This is a genomic window from Pantoea leporis (assembly GCF_028048155.1).
GTDB lineage: Bacteria > Pseudomonadota > Gammaproteobacteria > Enterobacterales > Enterobacteriaceae > Pantoea > Pantoea leporis.
Genome location: NZ_JALMEU010000003.1, coordinates 379324 through 400562 on the forward strand (window position 1 = coordinate 379324; position 21239 = coordinate 400562).

Consider the following 21239-nt stretch of genomic DNA (forward strand, 5'->3'; position numbering starts at 1 on the left):
CGTAACGGATGCGTATTCTGTCTGTTCGTCCTTATCTCCGGAGTGTTTGATGGCCACCTATCATCTCGATGCGCGACTGGCTCAGGATATTGTTGCCCGCACCATGCAAATTATTGACAGCAATGTCAACGTGATGGATGCGCGTGGTCGCATCATCGGCAGTGGCGATCGTGAGCGCATTGGCGAATTGCACGAAGGCGCGCTTTTGGTGCTGTCACAAGGGCGCGTGGTAGACATCGACGAAGCGGTGGCAAAACATCTGCACGGCGTGCGTCCTGGCATCAATTTGCCGCTGCGTATTGATGGCGATATCGTCGGCGTGATCGGTTTGACCGGCCAACCGGCAACGCTGCGTCACTACGGCGAATTGGTGTGTATGACCGCCGAAATGATGCTGGAACAGGCGCGTTTGCTACACATGCTGGCGCAAGATAGCCGCTTGCGAGAAGAGCTGGTGCTGAATCTGGTGCGCAGCGAAACCTTATCGCCAGCGCTCAGCGAATGGGCGCAGCGGCTCGGCATCGATCTCAATCAACCGCGCGTGGTGGCGGTGGTGGAAGTGGACAGCGGCCAGCTCGGCGTTGATAGCGCCATGTCCGAGCTGCAACAGCTGCAAACGCTGCTGACCACGCCGGAACGCGACAACCTGATTGCGATTGTTTCACTCACCGAAATGGTGGTGCTGAAACCGGCACTGAATGCGCATGGCCGCTACGATCAGGACGATCATCGTCGTCGCGTGGATCAACTGCTGCAACGCATGAAGGAGAGCGGCCAGGTGCGAATGCGCATCGCGCTCGGCAACTACTTTACCGGTCCCGGCAGCATCGCACGTTCGTACCGCACCGCGCGAACCACAATGATGGTGGGCAAACAGCGCATGCCGGAACAGCGCAGCTATTTTTATCAGGATCTGGTGCTGCCGGTGCTGCTCGACAGTTTACGCGGCGGCTGGCAGGCCAACGAACTGGCACGCCCGCTGGCAAAGCTGAAAAGCATGGATAACAATGGCTTGTTGCGACGCACGCTGGTGGCGTGGTTCAGCCACAACGTGCAACCCAGCGCTACGGCACGCGCGCTGTTCATTCATCGCAACACGCTGGAGTATCGCCTCAACCGTATTTCCGAGCTCACCGGGCTCGATCTGGGCAATTTTGACGATCGCTTACTGCTGTACGTGGCGCTTCAACTGGATGAGCAAAGTTAATGAGAAACCTGTGGATTGCGCTGCTGTGGCTGTATAGCGCGCTAAGTGTGGCTAACGATCCGGCCTTTCTCTCGTTAAACGATCTGCAGAAAGTTAAGCAGCAGCTGGCACATCATCAGGCCGCGCCGCCAACGCTCGACGCCTGGCATCAGCTTAAACAGCAAGCGGATAACGCGCTACAACACCCCAATCCCAGCGTCACCGATAAAGGTATGATGCCGCCGAGCGGCTCGAAGCAGGATTATTTAAGCCTGAGCGCCTATTGGTGGCCGGACGCCAGCAGCGCCGACGGCCTGCCGTGGCAGCGTCGTGATGGCGAAGTGAATCCTGCCAGTAAGAATGATCAAAGTGATGGCGTGCGGCTGGCGCGCTTTACCGCCGATTTTCAGGCACTGACGCTGGCCTGGTATTTATCTGGCAATCAACGTTATGCCGACAAAGCGCTGGCGATGATGCGTCACTGGTTTATCAATCCCACCAGCCGTATGCACCCTAATCTTAACTTTGCTCAAGGCATTCCGGGCCGATCCGCGGGCCGCCATGATGGCGTGCTCGATGGGCGCTACTTTGCCACGCGCGTGGTGGATGCGCTGACTTTGCTACGCAATGCGCCCGGTTGGCAGCCTGCCGATCAGCAAGCGATGCAGCAGTGGTTTAGCGAGTATCTGCACTGGCTGCGGCACAATCCGCTAGCACTGCAAGAAGCGGCGGCGGTGAATAATCATGGCAGTTGGTATTGCACGCAGGTGGCGGGAATCGCGTGGTATCTGGGCGATCGCGAGACAGTCACAGCGATGGTAGAGTTGGCGCGCAATAAAATTGCGCTGCAAATTCGTGCCGATGGCAGCCAGCCCGCAGAGTTAGCGCGCACGCGATCCTTCCATTACAGCTACTTCAATCTGCAGGCGCTTAGCGCATTGGCGCAGCTAGCCGGTAAAGCAGGGTTAGGCGATTTATGGCATAGCCAGCAGCCAGGCGGATCGTTACTGGCAGCGCTCGACATGATGGCGCCGTACAGCGATGCCACTAAACTCTGGCCGTGGAAAAACCGCGATCGCGTGAGCCAGCGCATCATTCCGCTGCTTTCAATGGCCGATAACAGCCTGCAGCAGCCGCGTTATCAACAGTGGATCATGCAGACGCAATGGAAAGATCAAAAGAGTGGGGCGGTGAGGCAGGCACAGCGTGATACCTGGCTGCTTTCGCTGCCTTATCAGCAGCCATAAAAAAAGGCCAGCATCGGCTGGCCTGTTATTTAAAGCGCGAAATTAACGGTTGTTGCGGGTCAGCTGATCAAGGTCTGATTCGATTTCAGCGATCTTGTTCGAAACCACGCTTTCCAGATGGCGCAGATCCGCCAGAATTTTGCGCTTCAGATCCACTTCAACCTGGTCGCGCTGGCAAATCTGGTCCAGCTCATCGATCACATAACGCAGGTTCGGGCTGATTTCCTGCACTTCTTTGTAACCCTGGCTGGTGTGATCGGCGACAACGGTTTTGCGCTGACGTGGATATTTGAATTTCACGCTTTTAGCAAAGAATTCACCTTTGTCTTTGCGGAAGTAGATTTTAAGAATGTCGTTGTTAGCTTCCTGACGCAGGCTGTAACGGTCGATGTCGTCAGGGTTGCTGATACCTAAGCTTTTCAGGTTGTCGTACATAGCGTTTATATTCCATCTAAGAGTGGGTGAGCGCGCAGGACTATCATCATCATTCGGGATGCAGCAGAAACGCGGCAACCGGAACGCTTACGGCATACTCAATCAACTGTAGACACAAAAACCGGGATGAACAGTGCGCGACCGGAGTTAACTTGGCGCGGATTATGAACTGTTTGAAAAATAAACGCACGTGTTAATTCGCGGCGCGAAACAGGTAATTCTGGCGGGAGTGTAAACAAATAATTACGGGCCTGTAGGCAGGCCCGTCGGGAAGATCTTCAGGCAGGAGAAGCTCAGTCGATGCTGCGCAGCAGTTCGTTAATGCCTGTTTTGCTGAGCGTTTTAGCGTCAACTTTCTTCACGATTACCGCGCAGTACAGGCTGTAGCTACCATCTTTAGACGGCAGATTACCGGAAACCACCACGGAACCCGCAGGTACGCGGCCGTAATGCACTTCGCCGGTTTCGCGGTCAAAGATTTTGGTGCTCTGGCCGATGTAAACGCCCATGGAGATCACGGAACCTTCTTCGACGATCACGCCTTCAACGATTTCTGAACGTGCGCCAATGAAGCAGTTATCTTCGATGATGGTTGGGTTAGCCTGCAGCGGCTCCAGCACGCCACCGATGCCCACGCCGCCTGACAGGTGGACGTTTTTACCGATCTGCGCGCAAGAACCCACAGTCGCCCAGGTATCAACCATGGTGCCTTCATCAACGTAAGCGCCGATGTTGACGTAGGAAGGCATCAGCACGGTATTACGTGCGATGAATGCGCCCTGACGCACGGCAGCAGGTGGTACAACGCGGAAACCGGCGTTTTTAAAACGCGCTTCATCCCAGCCAGCAAACTTCATTGGCACTTTGTCGTAGAAGCGGGTTTCAGAACCTTCCATGACCTGATTGTCGTTGATGCGGAACGACAACAGCACTGCTTTCTTCAGCCACTGATGCGTTACCCACTCACCGTTGATCTTTTCAGACACGCGCAGTTCACCGCTATCCAGCAGGCCAATAACCTGGGTGATAGCATCGCGGGTCGCGCTGTCTACGCTAGATGGCGTGATGTCGGCGCGGCGCTCAAAGGCAGATTCGATAACGCTCTGTAACTGTTGCATAATGATTTCCTAAGTCTGTAATACGGGTGCCAGCATCGCACTGGCACGGTAAATAAATTTGATTAATCGATTGCGGTCACACTTTATCGTTTGGATTAAGGGCCTCTGTCAACCTCTGTTGCAACACATTGCGCATTTCCACCCCAAGCGCACGTCGCTCACTATCGGCGAGGATGAAAAGATCCTCAACCCGTTCACCAATCGTACTGATGCGTGCGCCGTGCAGCGACACGCCCAAATCGGCGAACACTTCACCCACGCGCGCCAGCAAGCCGGGCTGATCGAGCGCGACCAATTCCAGATAACTGCGGCGGTCGGTGTGCGTCGGCAGGAAATTGACTTCGGTATCGACACTGAAATGCTTGAGGCGCGCAGACTGGCGACGCGTACGCGGCGGAACCCATTCGTTTTGCGTGATGGCTTGTTCCAGCGCCTGAATGATCAGCGGATGGCGATCGGCGGCCAGCGGGCTGCCATCCGGCTCCAGCACAATAAAAGTGTCCATCGCCATGCCATCGCGACTGGTAAAGATCTGCGCATCATGCACGCTGAGATTGCGGCGATCCAACTCGCCGGCCACCGCCGCAAACAGGTGCGGACGATCCGGGCTCCAGATAAAGATCTCGGTACCGCCGCGCGTGGCCTGCGGGCTGACCAGCACCAGCGGTTTGTTGAGATCGTGATGAATTAAATGACGCGCATGCCAGGCGAGCTGATTCGGTGTGTGGCGCAGGAAATAGTCGGCGCGGCAGCGGCTCCAGATATGGTGCAAACGCTCTTCATCGAGGTTTTCCATCCGCAGCAGCGCCAGCGCTTGCAGACGATGATGGCGCACGCGCTCGCGCAGATCCGGGCTGTTTTCCATGCCGCGGCGCAGCTGTTTTTCGGTCGCGAAGAACAGCTCGCGCAACAGGCTCTGCTTCCAACTGTTCCACAAGCTTTCATTGGTGGCGCAGATATCGGAAACCGTCAGGCACGCCAGATAGCGTAAGCGATTTTCGTTCTGCATCACTTCGGCGAATTGCTGAATCACGGTGGGATCCTGAATATCGCGGCGCTGCGCGGTGACTGACATCAATAAATGATGACGTACCAGCCAGGCAACCAGCTGCGTTTCGCGGGAGTTCAGTCCGTGTAGTTCGGCAAAGTCGAGCGCATCCTGCGCGCCGAGAATGGAGTGATCGCCGTTGCGGCCTTTGGCGATATCGTGCAGCAGCGCAGCCATCAGCAACAGTTCCGGCTGTGGCAGGCGCGGCCAGAGTTCAACGCACAGCGGATGCATCGGGCGCGTGGCTTCGTCGGCAAAACTCTCCAGCTTCTGCAGCACGCGGATGGTGTGCTCATCCACCGTGTAAGCGTGGAACAGATCGAACTGCATCTGGCCAACGATGTTGCCCCACAGCGGCGTATAGGCCCATAACACGCTGTGACGATGCATCGGCACCAGCGCGCGCTTAACCGCGCCAGGATGACGCAGAATCGCCATAAAGGTTTCACGCGCTTCAGGAATCTGACACAGCGGCTGCTTCAAATGGCGGCGCGCATAGCGCAGCTGCCGCAGCGTGGTGGAGTAAATACCTTTGATGTTTTCGTTACGCACCATCACGTAGAACATACGCAGGATGGCTTGCGGCTCACGCTCAAACAGCGTGAGATCGCGCAGGTCGATGAGGTCACCGCGAATCTGGAAATCGTCATCAATGTTGCGCGGTTTTTCAGTGGTCGACAGCGCCAGAATCGCTTCATCGAACAGCTGCAGCAGCATCTGATTGAGTTCGCCGATACGGCGCGTGACGCGGTAGAAGTCCTTCATCATGCGCTCAACCGGCTCATTGACTTCGCCTAGATAGTTGAGGCGTTGAGCGACGGTGAGTTGTCGATCAAACAGCAGACGATTGTCATAGCGTGGCAGCGTTAAGTGCAGCGCAAAGCGAATGCGCCACAAAAATTCCTGACACTCGTTGATTTCATTGCGTTCCGCTTCGGTGATAAAGCCGAAACCAACCATCTCATCCATGGTGGTGGCGCCAAAGTGACGACGCGCCACCCATTGCAGCGTGTGTATGTCGCGCAGGCCGCCGGGGCTGCTTTTGATATCCGGTTCAAGGTTGTAGCTGGTGCCGTGATAGCGCTGGTGGCGCTCCTGTTGCTCTTCAATTTTGGCGGCGAAGAAGCGCGACGACGGCCAGAAACCATCGCTGAAGATGTTCTTTTGCAGTTCGAGAAACAGCGCCACATCGCCAGTGAGCATGCGCGATTCGATCAGGTTGGTGGCGACCGTAAGATCGGATAAGCCTTCCAGCAGGCACTCTTCCAGCGTACGTACGCTGTGCCCGACTTCCAGCTTCAAATCCCACATCAGCGTTAGCAGCTCGCTGGTGCGCTGCGCGGCTGTGTCGTCCAGCGGCTGGCGGCTGAGGATCAGCACATCAATATCGGAGAGCGGATGCAGTTCGCCGCGACCATAACCGCCAACGGCAACCAGTGCGATCTCCTTCATCTGGTCGAAACCAAAGAAGCGCCACAGACGACGCAATAAGCGGTCGATAAACAGCGTGCGGGCATCAATCAGAGATTCAATATCGGTGCCCGCATCAAATGCAATGCCCAGGTGCTGCTGGAATTGCTCAAGATAGTGTTTGAGCTTGTCGCGCGTCAGGGCGTCATCGGGCCAGCTGGCGGGGGAATCGGTCAGGCCTTTGTGTACTGCTTCGGTCACGCTACCACTCATCAACATGCCTCTTCATTACGCACATAAAAAAGGCCAGCGATAAGCCGGCCTGGTACTGTTAGCGAGATGATTACGCGACGTTTTCAAGCACCGCTGGAAGGGTGTCGTCTTCACGCAGCGTCAGAATCTCACAGCCGTTTTCTGTCACCACAATAGTATGCTCATACTGCGCGGACAAGCTGCGATCTTTGGTTTTCACGGTCCAGCCATCCTTCATGGTGCGGATGCGGTAATCACCGGCATTGACCATCGGTTCGATGGTGAAGGTCATGCCTGCTTGCAACACCACGCCGCTATCATCCGCGTCGTAATGCAGTACCTGCGGCTCTTCGTGGAAGCCTTTGCCGATGCCGTGACCGCAATACTCGCGCACCACCGAAAAATCCTGTGCTTCGACATACTGCTGAATCGCGCGGCCCAGTTCACGCAGACGAATACCCGGTTTCACCAGACGCAGCGCGATATAGAGACTTTCCTGAGTAACGCGACACAGGCGCTCGCCCTGAATGGTGGCTTTACCGACGATGAACATTTTTGAGGTATCGCCGTGATACTCATCTTTGATCACCGTGACATCGACGTTAACCACGTCGCCATCCTTCAGCACGCGATCGTCGCTCGGAATACCGTGACATACCACTTCATTCACCGAAATACACACCGATTTCGGGAAGCCGTGATAGCCGAGGCAGGCGGAAATCGCCTGCTGCTTCTGCGTGATGTGTTCGTGGCAGAGACGATCCAGTTCACCGGTGGTGACGCCAGGCACCACGTGCGGGGCAATCATCTCCAGCACTTCAGCGGCAAGGCGGCCCGCCACGCGCATTTTTTCGATTTCTTCAGGGGTTTTAATTGAAATAGCCATTAAATTAATCCGCAATCGTCGAATTTTTCGACAATAATGAGTTCTGTGGCAGTCATGTTAGCAGCCAGCAAAAGGGCTGCCAAATGGCGATTGTCTGCGCCTGCGGCGCTCAACTACTATTGGCGTATTCCTGCGCATTGTGGTATAAAGCGCGCCGACGATTCTCTGTCACCGACGTTTGGCTGGCAGGAAACGCATAAAACTCATTATGTGTACTAAAACACACATGTATCGACACATACGCCGGGGTGCCTTGAAAGAGGTCGGTCGTATGGGATACATGGAGGCCCAACCCCAAATCAAACTTTAGAGGTAATCATGGCAACTGTTTCAATGCGCGACATGCTCAAGGCTGGTGTTCACTTTGGTCACCAGACCCGTTACTGGAACCCGAAAATGAAGCCATTCATCTTCGGCGCACGTAACAAGGTTCACATCATCAACCTCGAGCAGACTGTGCCAATGTTCAACGACGCTCTGGCTGAGTTGAAAAAGATCTCTTCCCGTAAAGGTAAGATCCTGATCGTTGGTACTAAGCGCGCTGCTGCCGAAGCGGTAAAAGAGTCAGCTCTGAGCTGCGACCAGTTCTTCGTAAACCACCGCTGGTTGGGTGGCATGCTGACTAACTGGAAAACCGTTCGTCAGTCAATCAAACGCCTGAAAGATCTTGAGTCTCAGTCTCAGGACGGTACTTTCGACAAACTGACCAAGAAAGAAGCGCTGATGCGCACTCGCGAACTGGCCAAGCTGGAAAACAGCCTGGGCGGTATCAAAGATATGGGCGGTCTGCCGGATGCACTGTTCGTTGTTGACGCTGATCACGAGCACATCGCTATCAAAGAAGCAAACAACCTGGGTATCCCAGTTTTTGCTATCGTTGATACCAACTCTGATCCAGACGGCGTTGACTTCGTTATCCCAGGTAACGACGATGCGATCCGTGCTGTAAGCCTGTACCTGACTGCCGTTGCCACTACCGTGCGCGAAGGCCGTTCACAGGATCTGGCTGAGCAGGCTGAAGAAGCTGCTGAAGCTTAATAAGGTTCGCTCTTTCTAAGAGCCCTTAGACATCAGATGTTATCTGTTAAGGGGGCCGTTCAGGCCCCTTTATTTTATCTAAGTCTGTCACGCTCACTACAGAGCGAGCGGGGCAGAGTAAATTTTCCGCAACAAGTTTCTGACAGTGTGTGAGCACACAGAGACGAATCGAGGATTCTGGAATGGCTGATATTACCGCTGCATTGGTAAAAGAACTGCGTGAGCGTACTGGCGCAGGCATGATGGACTGCAAAAAAGCGCTGACCGAAGCGAACGGCGACATCGAGCTGGCGATTGAGAACATGCGCAAATCTGGCGCAATCAAAGCTGCTAAGAAAGCAGGCAACGTTGCTGCTGATGGCGTGATCAAAACCAAAATCGCTGACGGCTTCGCGGCGATCCTGGAAGTAAACTGCCAGACCGACTTCGTTGCAAAAGATGGCGGTTTCCAGGCGTTTGCTGACAAGGTTCTGGATGCAGCTGTCGCTGGCAAAGTTACCGATGTGGAAGTTCTGAAAGCGCAGTTCGAAGAAGAACGCGTAGCGCTGGTTACGAAAATCGGTGAGAACATCAACATCCGTCGTATTGCTATCCTGGAAGGCGCTGAGCTGAACAGCTATCAGCATGGCGCACGTATCGGTGTGGTTGTTTCTACCACCGGTGCTGACGAAGAACTGAGCAAGCAAGTTGCTATGCACATCGCTGCGAGCAAGCCAGAATTCGTTAAGCCAGAAGACGTGTCTGCAGACGTGGTTGAGAAAGAGTACCAGGTTCAGCTGGATATCGCCATGCAGTCTGGCAAGCCAAAAGAAATCGCAGAGAAAATGGTTGAAGGCCGCATGAAGAAATTCACCGGCGAAGTTTCTCTGACCGGTCAGGCTTTCGTTATCGACCCAAGCAAAACCGTTGGCCAGGCGTTGAAAGAGAAAAACGCTGACGTCATCAACTTCATCCGCTTCGAAGTGGGCGAAGGCATTGAGAAAGTTGAAGCTGACTTCGCAGCAGAAGTTGCTGCAATGTCCAAACAGTCTTAATGGTCCGAAAGAACCGCCACAAGGCGGTTCTTTTTTGTCTGCGATTTAGTGCAGCACTTTCAGTCTCATCCCAATAGCTTTTCTCGCGGGCTTTGCGGATGATCGACCAGATTTTACTTCTCCTTTTCATCATATCTTCCAGGAAGAACTGACCATGGCGACCAACGCAAAACCTGTATATCAACGTATCCTGCTAAAACTGAGTGGCGAAGCACTGCAAGGTGCCGAAGGTTTTGGCATCGACGCGAGCGTGCTTGACCGCATGGCGCAAGAGGTGAAAGAGCTGGTTGAGCTGGGCATTCAGGTGGGTGTGGTTATTGGTGGCGGTAACCTGTTCCGCGGCGCAGGTCTGGCCCAGGCGGGCATGAACCGTGTGGTCGGCGACCATATGGGCATGCTGGCAACAGTGATGAATGGCCTGGCAATGCGTGACGCGCTGCACCGTGCGTATGTCAATGCGCGCTTGATGTCAGCGATTCCGCTGAACGGCGTGTGTGATAACTACAGCTGGGCAGAAGCGATCAGCCTGCTGCGTAATAACCGCGTCGTGATCTTCGCGGCCGGTACCGGCAACCCGTTCTTTACCACTGACTCTGCAGCCTGCCTGCGCGGCATCGAAATCGAAGCCGACGTGGTACTGAAAGCCACCAAAGTAGACGGCGTCTACTCTGAAGATCCGGTGAAAAACCCGGATGCCACGCTGTATGACCAACTGAGCTATGCAGAAGTGTTGGATAAAGAGCTTAAAGTAATGGATCTCGCCGCCTTTACGCTGGCGCGTGACCACAAGCTGCCTATCCGCGTCTTCAACATGAACAAGCCTGGCGCATTGCGTCGCGTCGTGATGGGTGAAAAAGAAGGCACCCTGATTACGCATTAATACCCGACGCGCGTTAAAATAAGGTATATTCTTTTGCCGCGATGCTCTGACATCGCGCAGCAATTAGGATGATCGATGTTTATCGATACCGCTTCCGGTTAGCCCGGAAATGGCCAGGTCAACCGAATTCAAGGGTTTCAACGTGATTAACGACATTAAAAAAGATGCAGACACGCGCATGGAAAAATGTGTGGATGCATTTAAAAACAACATCAGCAAAATCCGCACCGGTCGTGCTTCGCCTTCACTGCTCGACGGCATTGTGGTTCCTTATTACGGTACACCAACGCCGCTGCGCCAGCTGGCTAGCGTGACGGTTGAGGATTCACGTACGTTGAAAATCAACGTATTTGATCGCTCGCTGAGCACTGCGGTTGAGAAAGCGATTATGACGTCTGATTTGGGTCTGAACCCAAGCTCAGCCGGTAGCGATATTCGTGTGCCGCTGCCAGCGCTGACCGAAGAGCGTCGTAAAGACCTGATCAAGATCGTACGTGGCGAAGCAGAGCAGGGCCGTGTTTCCGTGCGTAACGTCCGCCGTGACGCCAACGATAAGATCAAAGCGCTGCTGAAAGACAAAGAGATCAGCGAAGACGACGAACGTCGTACGCAGGACGAGATCCAGAAAATGACCGATGCGCACATCAAGAGTGTTGATGCCGCATTGGCCGATAAAGAAAAGGAACTGATGGATTTCTAATTCCATCAACTGCTTTTCAAAACGCCGTTCAGAGACGAGACGTGTTCGACTCTGGCGGCGTTTTACATTGTGTCTGGCGCTGTTGCGGACACTCTCCACGACTTCACAGGGATAGCATGATGAAGCGATTAACTCTGCTGGGATCGACCGGCTCCATTGGTACCAGCACGCTGGCGGTGATTGCCGCAAATCCTGAACTTTATCAGGTGACCGCGCTGGTGGCTGGCCAGAATGTGGCGTTGATGGCTGAACAATGCCTGCAATTCCAACCGCGCTATGCCGCGATGTCCGATGAGACTTCCGCACAAGCGCTGCGTGAGCGACTGAAAGCACTCAACGTTAATACCGAAGTGCTCTCCGGCGTTCAGGCAGCCTGCGAATTGGCCGCGCTGGATGACGTGGATCAGGTGATGGCGGCGATTGTTGGCGCCTCAGGTTTACAGCCCACCATGGCGGCAATTCGCGCCGGTAAAACCGTGCTGCTGGCCAACAAAGAGTCGCTTGTCACATGCGGCCGTCTGTTTATGGAGGCGGTACGCCAACATCAGGTGCAATTGCTGCCGGTCGATAGCGAGCACAACGCCATTTTTCAGAGTTTACCCGCTTCCATACAGCATCAGTTGGGGTACGCTGATCTGCGGGGAAACGGCATCGAGTCGATTCTCCTTACGGGATCGGGTGGTCCTTTTCGTGACACGCCATTAGCGGATTTAGCCGGTATGTCGCCGGATCAGGCTTGTGCGCATCCGAACTGGTCAATGGGGCGTAAAATCTCCGTTGATTCGGCCACCATGATGAATAAAGGTCTTGAATACATTGAAGCCCGCTGGCTGTTTAATGCGACTGACGCGCAGATGGAGGTGATCCTGCATCCGCAGTCGGTTATCCATTCGATGGTGCGTTATTGCGACGGCAGCGTGCTGGCGCAACTGGGCTCTCCGGATATGCGGACGCCTATTGCGCACAGCATGGCATGGCCAGCACGTATTTCTGCGGGCGTAACGCCGCTCGACTTCACGCGCATGAAGTCGTTGACGTTTTCCGAGCCGGACTACGAGCGCTATCCCTGCCTGAAGCTTGCGATTGATGCCTGTGCCACAGGTCAGGCCGCTACGACATCGCTGAATGCAGCGAATGAAGTGGCGGTGGCAGCTTTTCTGCAGCACCAGATTCGCTTTACCGATATTGCCGCCATCAACAGCGAAGTGCTGGCGTCCCTGAGTTGTCTGGAGCCGGGCAGCATTGACGAGGTGATGGAGATTGATCGGTTAGCGCGCGTGCGTGCCAATGAATTGTTACCGCGCTTTCGTTTAGCAGGTTGATAGTTCCCGCTATTTGTTCGCTCTGGGTGAAAATGGTATAGTCGCTCGCTCGCGTTTCACAGCCGACATTGTTTCGATGTCATCTGGCGTGTTTGCCGGAGTTTGCTGCAGGCGCAATGTATTCAGAAACCACAGCATTTCTGATGAAAGGAATTATTACGCGTTATGTCGTCCAACAATCACAACACAATCGATGACGAGTCGTACTGCACGCCACGTCACGTGGCCATCATTATGGATGGTAATGGTCGCTGGGCAAAAAATCAGGGCAAACTGCGTATTTCAGGCCACAAAGCCGGGGTAAAATCAGTACGCCGGGCTGTCAGCTTTGCGGTTAGCCATAAACTGGAAGCGCTCACGCTTTATGCGTTCAGCAGTGAAAACTGGAGCCGTCCGATTCAGGAAGTGACAGCGTTAATGGAGTTGTTTGTCTGGGCGCTCGACAGCGAAGTCAAAAGCCTGCACAAACACAATGTGCGTCTGCGCATTATTGGCGATATCAGTCGTTTCAATAACCGAATTCAGGAACGCATTCGCCGCGCCGAGGAACTGACTCAGCAAAATAATGGACTGACCCTAAACATTGCTGCCAACTATGGCGGCCGTTGGGATATTATCCAGGGTGCCAGAAAATTGGCCGAACAGGTTCAGGAAGGTTTACTGCGTCCTGACCAGATTACCGAAGAAAGCCTGGCTCCGTATTTGTGTATGCAGGAGCTGGCGCCAGTGGATTTAGTGATAAGGACCGGGGGAGAGCATCGGATTAGCAACTTCCTGCTGTGGCAAATCGCCTATGCTGAGTTTTGGTTTACCGATGTTCTTTGGCCTGATTTTGATGAAAACGTTTTTGAAGGTGCACTGAATGCATTCTCTACGCGGGAGCGACGCTATGGCGGTACTGCACCAGGCGGCGCCTAAGCAATTTGGGGGTAACCTTTGCTGAAGTCTCGTCTGATTACCGCGTTAATTTTGATTCCGCTGGTGATCGCTGCACTGTTCTGGTTACCCCTGTCCGGTTTTGCGATTATCACTATCATCATCTGCATGCTTGCCGCCTGGGAATGGGGGCAGTTTGCCGGCATGAAAACGCGTCAGCAACGTATCTGGCTGGCCGTGCTTTGCGGCCTGTTGCTGTCCGCGATGCTCTTTACCCTTGAACCCTATCAACGCAATCTGCACCAATTCCAGATGGAAGGCTCGCTCTGGGCATCGCTGTTGTGGTGGATTGTCGCGCTCATCTTAGTACTGTTCTATCCCGCTTCTGCCGCGTTGTGGCGTCACTCACGTACGCTGCGCCTGCTGTTTGGCGTGCTCACCTTGATTCCGTTCTTCTGGGGCATGATGGCGCTGCGTCAGTATCATTACGATACTGACCATTTCGCCGGCGCATGGTGGCTGCTGTTCGTGATGTTCCTTGTCTGGGGCGCAGATTCCGGTGCTTACATGTTTGGTCGCCTGTTTGGCAAACACAAGCTGGCACCGAAAGTCTCTCCGGGTAAAACTTGGGAAGGTTTCTTCGGCGGCCTATTGTCATCTGCCATTATCGCCTGGCTGTTTGCTCTGCTGGCACCGCTTTCGGTGGCGCCGGGCACGCTAATTATCTGTGCGGTGATTGCGACGCTGGCATCGGTATTGGGCGACCTGACTGAAAGTATGTTCAAGCGTGAAGCGGGCATTAAAGACAGCGGTAACTTGATTCCGGGGCACGGTGGTATTCTCGATCGTATTGATAGCCTGACTGCTGCGGTGCCGGTGTTTGCCTGCCTGCTGCTGTTGGTGTTTCGCACCCTCTGAGGATAGCTGGCGATGTTGAGTATACTCTGGAGTTTTGCCGCCTTTATCGTGGCGCTTGGCGTGCTAATTACCGTGCACGAGTTTGGCCATTTCTGGGTGGCGCGCCGCTGCGGTGTTAAAGTTGAACGTTTCTCGATTGGCTTTGGTAAAGCGCTATGGCGTCGCAGCGATCGTCAGGGCACCGAATATGTCATCGCGCTGATCCCTCTTGGCGGCTACGTCAAAATGCTCGACGAACGCGTTGAAAGCGTTCCCGCCGAGCTGCGTCATCAAGCCTTCAACAACAAAACCGTGCTGCAGCGTGCTTCGATTATCGCAGCCGGTCCTATCGCCAACTTCATCTTCGCCATCTTTGCTTACTGGGTCGTGTTTATTCACGGCGTGCCAGGTGTGCGTCCTGTGGTTGGTGAAATTCTGAACGGTTCCGTCGCTGCCGAAGCGCAAATTACCTCCGGCATGGAACTTAAAGCGGTAGATGGTATCGAAACGCCTGATTGGGATGCTGTGCGTATGGCGCTGATCGGTAAAATCGGCGACAGCGATGCCACGCTTACCGTCTCGCAATTTGGCGAAGAAGCCACGCAGCAAAAGCAATTAAATTTGCGCGATTGGCAATTTGAGCCTGATAAACAGGATCCGGTGGTCGCTTTAGGTATTCGTCCACGTGGGCCGCAGATTGAAACGACCTTAGCCGAAGTTCAGGCAAACTCACCGGCAAGCAATGCTGGTTTGCAAGCGGGCGATAGGATCGTTAAAGTCGATGGTCAGCCATTGTCACAGTGGCAGGCTTTTGCGGCACAGGTGCGGGATAATCCGGGTAAAAACATGGCGCTAGATATCGAGCGCAACGGCGAACCTGTGGCGTTGACGTTAACGCCGGAAGCGAAACCGGGCAATGAAGCGGAAGGCTTCGCGGGTGTCATCCCGCGTGTGATTCCGCTGCCTGATGAGTACAAAACGGTAAGGCAGTATGGACCTTTTGCGGCGATCGGCGAAGCCAGTGTAAAAACCTGGCAGTTGATGAAGCTAACAGTCTCCATGCTGGGCAAGTTGATAATCGGGGATGTGAAGCTGAATAACCTGAGCGGGCCGATTTCGATCGCGCAGGGTGCCGGGTTATCAGCAGAGTACGGGGTGATTTATTACCTGATGTTCCTGGCGCTGATCAGCGTCAACCTGGGCATCATTAACCTGTTCCCTCTGCCGGTTTTAGATGGTGGTCACCTGCTCTTTCTGGCGATCGAAAAGATCAAAGGTGGACCGGTGTCCGAGCGAGTTCAGGACTTTAGTTATCGCATTGGCTCAATCTTGCTAGTGCTGTTAATGGGGCTTGCACTTTTCAATGATTTCTCACGTCTGTAATAGCTGGAACGCATACAGGCGCGGGATGTGTTAGGAAAACGCATAACAACGATGGCGATGAAAAAGTTGCTCATAGCGTCGCTGCTGTTTAGCAGCGCCACCGTTTACGGTGCAGACGATTTCGTAGTGAAGGACATTCATTTCGAAGGTCTCCAGCGAGTCGCCGTCGGCGCGGCTCTGCTCAGCATGCCGGTACGTGTCGGTGATACGGTGAATGACGATGATGTCAGAAACACCATTCGCTCACTGTTCGCCACCGGTAACTTTGAAGATGTGCAGGTTCTGCGTGACGGTACAACCCTGATTGTTCAGGTGAAAGAGCGTCCAACCATTGCCAACATCACTTTCTCCGGCAACAAAGCGGTGAAAGAAGATCAGCTGAAACAGAACCTCGAAGCCTCTGGCGTGCGCGTTGGCGAAGCGCTGGACCGCACCACGCTCTCTTCAATCGAGAAGGGTCTGGAAGACTTCTACTACAGCGTCGGTAAATACACCGCCAGCGTCAAAGCGATTGCTACGCCGCTGCCGCGCAACCGTGTGGATCTGAAATTCGTCTTCCAGGAAGGCGTTTCAGCGCAGATCCAGCAGATCAACATCGTCGGTAATAAAGCATTTACCTCTGACGAACTGATCTCGCGCTTCTCACTGCGTGACGAAGTGCCATGGTGGAACGTGGTGGGCGATCGTAAATACCAGAAACAGAAGTTAGCGGGCGATCTCGAAACCCTACGCAGCTTCTATCTGGATCGTGGTTATGCGCGTTTCAACATCGATTCCACGCAGGTGAGCCTGACGCCAGATAAGAAAGGCATCTACATCACCGTGAACATTAACGAAGGCGATCAGTACAAGATTGCTGGCGTGATCGTGAACGGCAGCATGGCGGGCCATTCTGCTGAAATCGAAAAGATGACCAGGATTCCATCGGGTGAGTTGTATAACGGCACTAAAGTCACCCAGATGGAAGATGACATCAAGAAATTGCTGGGTCGCTACGGTTACGCCTATCCGCGCGTAATGACGCAGCCAGAAATCAACGATGCTGATAAAACCGTCAAGCTGCATATCAACGTGGATGCGGGCAACCGTTACTACGTGCGTAAAGTGCGCTTTGAAGGTAACGACACCTCAAAAGATTCCGTACTGCGCCGTGAAATGCGTCAGATGGAAGGTGCCTGGTTGGGCAGCGATCTCGTCGATCAGGGTAAAGAGCGTCTGAATCGTACCGGTTACTTCGAAACCGTGGATGTGGATACGCAACGTGTTCCGGGTGCGCCGGATCAGGTTGATGTCGTCTACAAGGTGAAAGAGCGTAACACCGGTACTTTCAACTTTGGTGTCGGTTACGGTACTGAAAGTGGCGTCAGCTTCCAGGTGGGCGTGACCCAGGAAAACTGGCTCGGCACCGGTAACACTGTAGGCATCAGCGGTACCAAAAACGATTACCAGACCTATGCTGAGTTCTCACTGACCGATCCGTACTTCACGGTCGACGGCGTGAGCCTTGGCGGTCGTTTGTTCTACAACGACTTTAAAGCCGATAATGCGGATCTGTCTGACTATACCAACAAAAGTTATGGTCTCGACGGTACGCTGGGCTTCCCGGTCAATGAAAATAACACGCTGCGTGTTGGTTTAGGTTATGTGCATAACGACCTGTCCAACATGCGTCCTCAGGTTGCGATGTGGCGTTATCTGGATTCGGTCGGTCGCCATCAGGGCTTGAACGATGACGGTGATTTCTCTGCAGATGATTTCACCTTCAACTACGGTTGGACCTATAACACTTTAGACCGCGGCTTCTTCCCTACGCGCGGTAACCGTACCAACCTGAACGGTAAAGTGACGATTCCAGGCTCTGATAATGCGTTCTATAAAGCGACATTGGATAGCCAGCAATATGTACCGCTGAACCGCGATGGTACGTGGGTGGTGTTAGGCCGTGGCCGTGTAGGATATGGTGACGGACTTAATGGAAAAGAGATGCCGTTCTATGAGAACTTCTACGGCGGTGGTTCGAGCACGGTTCGTGGCTTCCAGTCCAACACCATTGGTCCTAAAGCTGCGTACCTGAACGATGGCTCGTCAAACTGTAATATCTCTGATCCAAACGGCGTCTGTAAGTCGGACGATGCGGTCGGTGGTAACGCCATGGCGATTGCCAGCCTGGAGCTGATTACGCCAACGCCGTTCCTGAGCGAGAAGTATGCGAATTCCGTGCGTACCTCGGTGTTTATGGATGCCGGTACCGTTTGGGATACCAAATGGCAGAACACTGCGGAAACACGCGCGGCGGGTGTGCCAGATTACAGCGATCCTAATAACATTCGCGTCTCTGCCGGTGTGGCACTGCAGTGGATGTCACCGTTAGGGCCGCTGGTCTTCTCATACGCCCAGCCGATGAAGAAAGTCGAGGGAGACAAGTCAGAGCAATTCCAGTTTAACATTGGTAAAACCTGGTAAGGCTCTGAGCAGGGAAGTGAAAATACCGTCTTGCACGCGTGCTGCCTGATAATGCGGCACGCTGCAAACACACACGTTGAGGTAAGGAGTTTATAGTGAAAAAGTTGTTCTGTGCTGCTGCTCTGGGTGTTGCATTAGCTGCTTCTGCGGGTGCCCAAGCGGCTGATAAAGTTGCCGTCGTTAACCTGAGCCAGGTTTTCCAGCAGTCTCCGCAGCGTGCCGCTGTTGCTAAACAGCTTGAAGGTGAATTCCAGAGCCGCGCCTCTGACCTCCAGTCTCAGCAGCAGAAGATCCAGCAAGAAATTCAGGATCTGCAGCGTAATGCATCGACCATGAAAGCGAGCGACCGCACCAAGAAAGAGAAGCAAATTTCTTCTGAGCGTGCTGCCTTTGAACAAAAAGCACAGGCTTTTGACAAAGACAACCAAACTCGTCAGATGCAGGAGCGTAACAAGCTGCTGGCTAAAATCCAGACCGCTGTTCAGTCTGTAGCGAAAAGCGAAGGTTACGATCTGGTTCTGGACTCTCAGGCCGTGCTGTACTCTTCTTCTGATGCTAAAGACATCACTGCTGACGTTGTAAAACAGGTTAAATAATTGATGTCATCAATTCGACTGGCTGATTTAGCCCAGCAGTTGGATGCAGAATTGCACGGAGATGGCGATATCGTCATCTCCGGCATTGCTTCTATGCAATCCGCCACAACTGGCCAAATCACTTTTCTTGCAAACAGCCGCTACCGCGAGCAGCTCGCTACTATCCAGGCTTCAGCCGTGGTGCTGACGGAAGCGGATCTGGAGTGGTGTAAAACGGCCGCCCTGGTGGTGAAAAATCCTTACCTGACTTATGCCCGCATGGCACAACTGCTGGACACAACGCCGCAGCCCGCGCAGAATATCGCGCCCAGCGCGGTGATCGCTGCAACGGCTAAGCTGGGTAACAACGTTTCGGTAGGCGCAAATGCGGTGATCGAGTCTGGCGTAGAGCTGGGTGACGACGTCGTTATTGGCGCAGGATGTTTTGTTGGTAAGCAGACGCGTATCGGTCGCGGCTCACGTTTGTGGGCTAACGTCACGATTTATCACGAAATTCAGATTGGTCAGGATTGTCTGATTCAGTCCGGCACCGTCATTGGTGCTGATGGTTTCGGGTATGCTAACGATCGCGGCAATTGGGTGAAAATCCCGCAGCTGGGTACCGTCGTGATTGGTGATCGGGTTGAAATTGGTGCCTGTACTACCATCGATCGCGGCGCGCTGGATAACACTCTGATCGGCAATGGTGTTATCATAGATAACCAGTGTCAGATTGCGCACAACGTCGTGATTGGTGATAACACCGCTGTTGCGGGTGGTGTGATCATGGCGGGTAGTCTGAAGATTGGACGTTACTGTATGATTGGCGGCGCCAGCGTCATTAACGGCCATATGGAAATCTGTGACAAAGTGACCGTAACGGGCATGGGCATGGTAATGCGCCCGATCACAGAGCCAGGCGTATATTCGTCGGGTATTCCACTGCAACCCAACAAAACCTGGCGTAAAACAGCAGCGCTGGTGATGAACATCGATGAAATAAGCAAACGCTTAAAAGCCATCGAACGTAAGGTCGGTAAAGACGACTAAACGCATCCCACGCTACTTGCTTTCATAACAAGAAGTGTACTTTCTTCCACCTTCGGTAACCCGAGAATGGCAGCAGGTATCGTAAGAAAGCGAAACGCCCCGAACTAATTTGCGGCCTGCGGAAGATCATTTTGATCGGTGCAGGCCGTGTTATTGATGCCATCAGATTTTTAGGACAGGAAGAGTATTTTGACTACTGAAACGCATACTCTGAAAATTGAAGAGATTTTAGAACTGCTGCCACACCGCTATCCTTTCTTGCTGGTTGATCGCGTGCTGGATTTTGAAGAGCATAAATATCTGCGCGCGGTGAAGAACGTTTCTGTTAACGAACCGTTTTTCCAGGGACATTTCCCTGGTAAGCCGATTTTCCCAGGCGTTCTGATCCTGGAAGCGATGGCGCAAGCGACCGGTATTCTGGCGTTCAAAAGCGTTGGGAAACTGGAACCAGGCGAACTCTATTACTTCGCTGGTATCGATGAAGCCCGTTTCAAACGTCCGGTTGTGCCGGGCGATCAGATGATCATGGAAGTGACCTTCGAGAAAACCCGTCGTGGTCTGACGCGCTTTAAAGGCGTGGCGACCGTGGACGGCAAAATTGTCTGTGAAGCGACCATGATGTGTGCCCGTAGCCGGGAGGCATAATAAGTGATTGATTCAACCGCCAATATCCATCCCAGTTCTGTCATTGAAGAGGGTGCCGTCATCGGCGCCAATGTTCACATCGGCCCGTTTTGCTTTATCGGCGCTAATGTGGAAATTGGTGAAGGGACCGTACTCAAATCGCACGTGGTGGTGAACGGCCACACGCGTATAGGCAAAGACAATCAGATCTACCAGTTCGCTTCCATCGGTGAAGTGAATCAGGACCTGAAATATGCGGGCGAACCGACGCGCGTTGAAATTGGCGATCGCAACCGCATCCGTGAGAGCGTCACCATTCATCGTGGCACTACGCAGGGCGGCAATGTGACCAAGGTCGGCAGCGATAATCTGCTGATGGTTAATGCTCACATCGCGCATGACTGCGTGATCGGTAATCGCTGCATCTTTGCCAACAACGCCACGCTGGGCGGTCACGTCACCGTTGATGATTTTGCGATTATCGGCGGCATGACGGCGGTACATCAGTGGTGCACCATTGGTGCTCACGTGATGGTTGGCGGTTGTTCAGGCGTCGCGCAGGATGTGCCGCCTTATGTCATTGCGCAGGGCAACCACGCAACGCCATACGGTATCAACATCGAAGGTCTGAAGCGTCGCGGCTTTAGCAAAGAAGCGCTGCATGCCATTCGCAACGCGTACAAACTGCTGTACCGCAGCGGCAAAACGCTGGATGAAGTGAAACCAGAGATTGAAGAGCTGGCGAAACAGCACAGCGAAGTGCAGCCTTTCTATGACTTCTTTGCCCGTTCAACGCGTGGATTGATTCGTTAATC

Annotated in this window: 19 protein-coding genes; 15 read left to right on the top strand and 4 right to left on the bottom strand. The window is 53.7% G+C overall.

All coding sequences use genetic code 11. From position 1 onward, the window contains the following. Nucleotides 1-49: 49 nt before the first annotated feature. Both MWH02_RS12585 and MWH02_RS12590 read left to right on the top strand, forming a co-directional pair. Nucleotides 50-1207, top strand: coding sequence for a CdaR family transcriptional regulator (locus MWH02_RS12585; RefSeq protein WP_061718082.1), 1158 nt, complete (start codon nucleotides 50-52; stop codon nucleotides 1205-1207). Then, entirely contained in the window at nucleotides 1207-2433 is a 1227-nt protein-coding gene (locus tag MWH02_RS12590) for an alginate lyase family protein (RefSeq protein WP_271460755.1), read from the top strand. Before MWH02_RS12585 ends, MWH02_RS12590 begins: the two co-directional genes overlap by 1 nt. Nucleotides 2434-2475: 42 nt before the next feature. Here the strand turns inward: MWH02_RS12590 and MWH02_RS12595 are convergent, their stop codons facing one another. The 4 genes from MWH02_RS12595 to map all read right to left on the bottom strand — a co-directional run bounded on the left by MWH02_RS12595 (nucleotide 2476) and on the right by map (nucleotide 7582). Beyond that, nucleotides 2476-2868 (bottom strand): DUF3461 family protein, encoded by a 393-nt coding sequence (locus MWH02_RS12595; protein ID WP_007893894.1) that lies wholly within the window; start codon nucleotides 2866-2868, stop codon nucleotides 2476-2478. 293 nt (nucleotides 2869-3161) lie between these two features. Further along, nucleotides 3162-3986: a 2,3,4,5-tetrahydropyridine-2,6-dicarboxylate N-succinyltransferase gene (gene dapD, locus MWH02_RS12600; RefSeq protein WP_008108489.1), complete on the bottom strand. Its 825-nt coding sequence runs from the start codon at nucleotides 3984-3986 to the stop codon at nucleotides 3162-3164. Nucleotides 3987-4062: 76 nt separating this feature from the next. Further along, nucleotides 4063-6717 carry a bifunctional uridylyltransferase/uridylyl-removing protein GlnD gene (glnD, locus tag MWH02_RS12605; protein ID WP_101762367.1) on the bottom strand — a complete coding sequence of 885 codons (2655 nt, stop codon included), beginning with the start codon at nucleotides 6715-6717 and terminating at the stop codon, nucleotides 4063-4065. Nucleotides 6718-6787: 70 nt separating this feature from the next. Further along, complete coding sequence (gene map, locus MWH02_RS12610; protein WP_101762049.1) at nucleotides 6788-7582, bottom strand: type I methionyl aminopeptidase; 795 nt, start codon at nucleotides 7580-7582, stop codon at nucleotides 6788-6790. Between the two features lie 318 nt (nucleotides 7583-7900). On the opposite strand from map, the gene rpsB reads away from it, so the two are divergent. The 13 genes from rpsB to lpxA all read left to right on the top strand — a co-directional run bounded on the left by rpsB (nucleotide 7901) and on the right by lpxA (nucleotide 21237). Beyond that, on the top strand, nucleotides 7901-8620 hold the full coding sequence (gene rpsB, locus MWH02_RS12615) for a 30S ribosomal protein S2 (RefSeq protein WP_007893898.1): 720 nt from the start codon (nucleotides 7901-7903) through the stop codon (nucleotides 8618-8620). Nucleotides 8621-8802: 182 nt separating this feature from the next. Continuing rightward, entirely contained in the window at nucleotides 8803-9654 is an 852-nt protein-coding gene (gene tsf / locus MWH02_RS12620) for a translation elongation factor Ts (protein WP_101762048.1), read from the top strand. A 154-nt stretch (nucleotides 9655-9808) separates the two neighbouring features. After that, nucleotides 9809-10534: a UMP kinase gene (gene pyrH / locus MWH02_RS12625; protein WP_007893903.1), complete on the top strand. Its 726-nt coding sequence runs from the start codon at nucleotides 9809-9811 to the stop codon at nucleotides 10532-10534. Nucleotides 10535-10676: 142 nt separating this feature from the next. Beyond that, a complete protein-coding gene (frr, locus tag MWH02_RS12630) occupies nucleotides 10677-11234 on the top strand; it encodes a ribosome recycling factor (RefSeq protein WP_271460756.1) in 558 nt (185 codons plus the stop codon). A 119-nt stretch (nucleotides 11235-11353) separates the two neighbouring features. After that, the gene (ispC, locus tag MWH02_RS12635; RefSeq protein ID WP_217549333.1) at nucleotides 11354-12556 is read left to right on the top strand and encodes a 1-deoxy-D-xylulose-5-phosphate reductoisomerase; all 1203 of its coding nucleotides are present in this window, start codon (nucleotides 11354-11356) and stop codon (nucleotides 12554-12556) included. Between the two features lie 165 nt (nucleotides 12557-12721). Continuing rightward, the gene (gene ispU / locus MWH02_RS12640) at nucleotides 12722-13474 is read left to right on the top strand and encodes a (2E,6E)-farnesyl-diphosphate-specific ditrans,polycis-undecaprenyl-diphosphate synthase (protein ID WP_007893909.1); all 753 of its coding nucleotides are present in this window, start codon (nucleotides 12722-12724) and stop codon (nucleotides 13472-13474) included. Nucleotides 13475-13492: 18 nt separating this feature from the next. Next, nucleotides 13493-14350 carry a phosphatidate cytidylyltransferase gene (gene cdsA, locus MWH02_RS12645; RefSeq protein ID WP_101762046.1) on the top strand — a complete coding sequence of 286 codons (858 nt, stop codon included), beginning with the start codon at nucleotides 13493-13495 and terminating at the stop codon, nucleotides 14348-14350. A 12-nt stretch (nucleotides 14351-14362) separates the two neighbouring features. Continuing rightward, nucleotides 14363-15712, top strand: coding sequence for a sigma E protease regulator RseP (gene rseP / locus MWH02_RS12650; protein ID WP_101762045.1), 1350 nt, complete (start codon nucleotides 14363-14365; stop codon nucleotides 15710-15712). A 51-nt stretch (nucleotides 15713-15763) separates the two neighbouring features. After that, on the top strand, nucleotides 15764-18175 hold the full coding sequence (gene bamA, locus MWH02_RS12655) for an outer membrane protein assembly factor BamA (RefSeq protein WP_101762044.1): 2412 nt from the start codon (nucleotides 15764-15766) through the stop codon (nucleotides 18173-18175). Nucleotides 18176-18270: 95 nt separating this feature from the next. Beyond that, nucleotides 18271-18771 carry an OmpH family outer membrane protein gene (locus tag MWH02_RS12660; RefSeq protein WP_007893920.1) on the top strand — a complete coding sequence of 167 codons (501 nt, stop codon included), beginning with the start codon at nucleotides 18271-18273 and terminating at the stop codon, nucleotides 18769-18771. Nucleotides 18772-18774: 3 nt separating this feature from the next. Then, entirely contained in the window at nucleotides 18775-19800 is a 1026-nt protein-coding gene (gene lpxD, locus MWH02_RS12665; RefSeq protein WP_101762043.1) for a UDP-3-O-(3-hydroxymyristoyl)glucosamine N-acyltransferase, read from the top strand. A 189-nt stretch (nucleotides 19801-19989) separates the two neighbouring features. Next, nucleotides 19990-20445, top strand: coding sequence for a 3-hydroxyacyl-ACP dehydratase FabZ (fabZ, locus tag MWH02_RS12670; RefSeq protein ID WP_007893924.1), 456 nt, complete (start codon nucleotides 19990-19992; stop codon nucleotides 20443-20445). 3 nt (nucleotides 20446-20448) lie between these two features. Further along, nucleotides 20449-21237: an acyl-ACP--UDP-N-acetylglucosamine O-acyltransferase gene (lpxA, locus tag MWH02_RS12675; RefSeq protein WP_101762042.1), complete on the top strand. Its 789-nt coding sequence runs from the start codon at nucleotides 20449-20451 to the stop codon at nucleotides 21235-21237. Nucleotides 21238-21239: the final 2 nt, after the last annotated feature.

What these genes read in the sequence shown, in the direction of transcription:
- MWH02_RS12585 (WP_061718082.1), top strand. Translation starts at nt 50, where the DNA reads ATGGCCACCTATCATCTCGATGCGCGACTGGCTCAGGATATTGTTGCC.
- MWH02_RS12590 (WP_271460755.1), top strand. Translation starts at nt 1,207, where the DNA reads ATGAGAAACCTGTGGATTGCGCTGCTGTGGCTGTATAGCGCGCTAAGT.
- MWH02_RS12595 (WP_007893894.1), bottom strand. Translation starts at nt 2,868, where the DNA reads ATGTACGACAACCTGAAAAGCTTAGGTATCAGCAACCCTGACGACATC.
- dapD (WP_008108489.1), bottom strand. Translation starts at nt 3,986, where the DNA reads ATGCAACAGTTACAGAGCGTTATCGAATCTGCCTTTGAGCGCCGCGCC.
- glnD (WP_101762367.1), bottom strand. Translation starts at nt 6,717, where the DNA reads ATGAGTGGTAGCGTGACCGAAGCAGTACACAAAGGCCTGACCGATTCC.
- map (WP_101762049.1), bottom strand. Translation starts at nt 7,582, where the DNA reads ATGGCTATTTCAATTAAAACCCCTGAAGAAATCGAAAAAATGCGCGTG.
- rpsB (WP_007893898.1), top strand. Translation starts at nt 7,901, where the DNA reads ATGGCAACTGTTTCAATGCGCGACATGCTCAAGGCTGGTGTTCACTTT.
- tsf (WP_101762048.1), top strand. Translation starts at nt 8,803, where the DNA reads ATGGCTGATATTACCGCTGCATTGGTAAAAGAACTGCGTGAGCGTACT.
- pyrH (WP_007893903.1), top strand. Translation starts at nt 9,809, where the DNA reads ATGGCGACCAACGCAAAACCTGTATATCAACGTATCCTGCTAAAACTG.
- ispC (WP_217549333.1), top strand. Translation starts at nt 11,354, where the DNA reads ATGAAGCGATTAACTCTGCTGGGATCGACCGGCTCCATTGGTACCAGC.
- ispU (WP_007893909.1), top strand. Translation starts at nt 12,722, where the DNA reads ATGTCGTCCAACAATCACAACACAATCGATGACGAGTCGTACTGCACG.
- rseP (WP_101762045.1), top strand. Translation starts at nt 14,363, where the DNA reads ATGTTGAGTATACTCTGGAGTTTTGCCGCCTTTATCGTGGCGCTTGGC.
- bamA (WP_101762044.1), top strand. Translation starts at nt 15,764, where the DNA reads ATGGCGATGAAAAAGTTGCTCATAGCGTCGCTGCTGTTTAGCAGCGCC.
- lpxD (WP_101762043.1), top strand. Translation starts at nt 18,775, where the DNA reads ATGTCATCAATTCGACTGGCTGATTTAGCCCAGCAGTTGGATGCAGAA.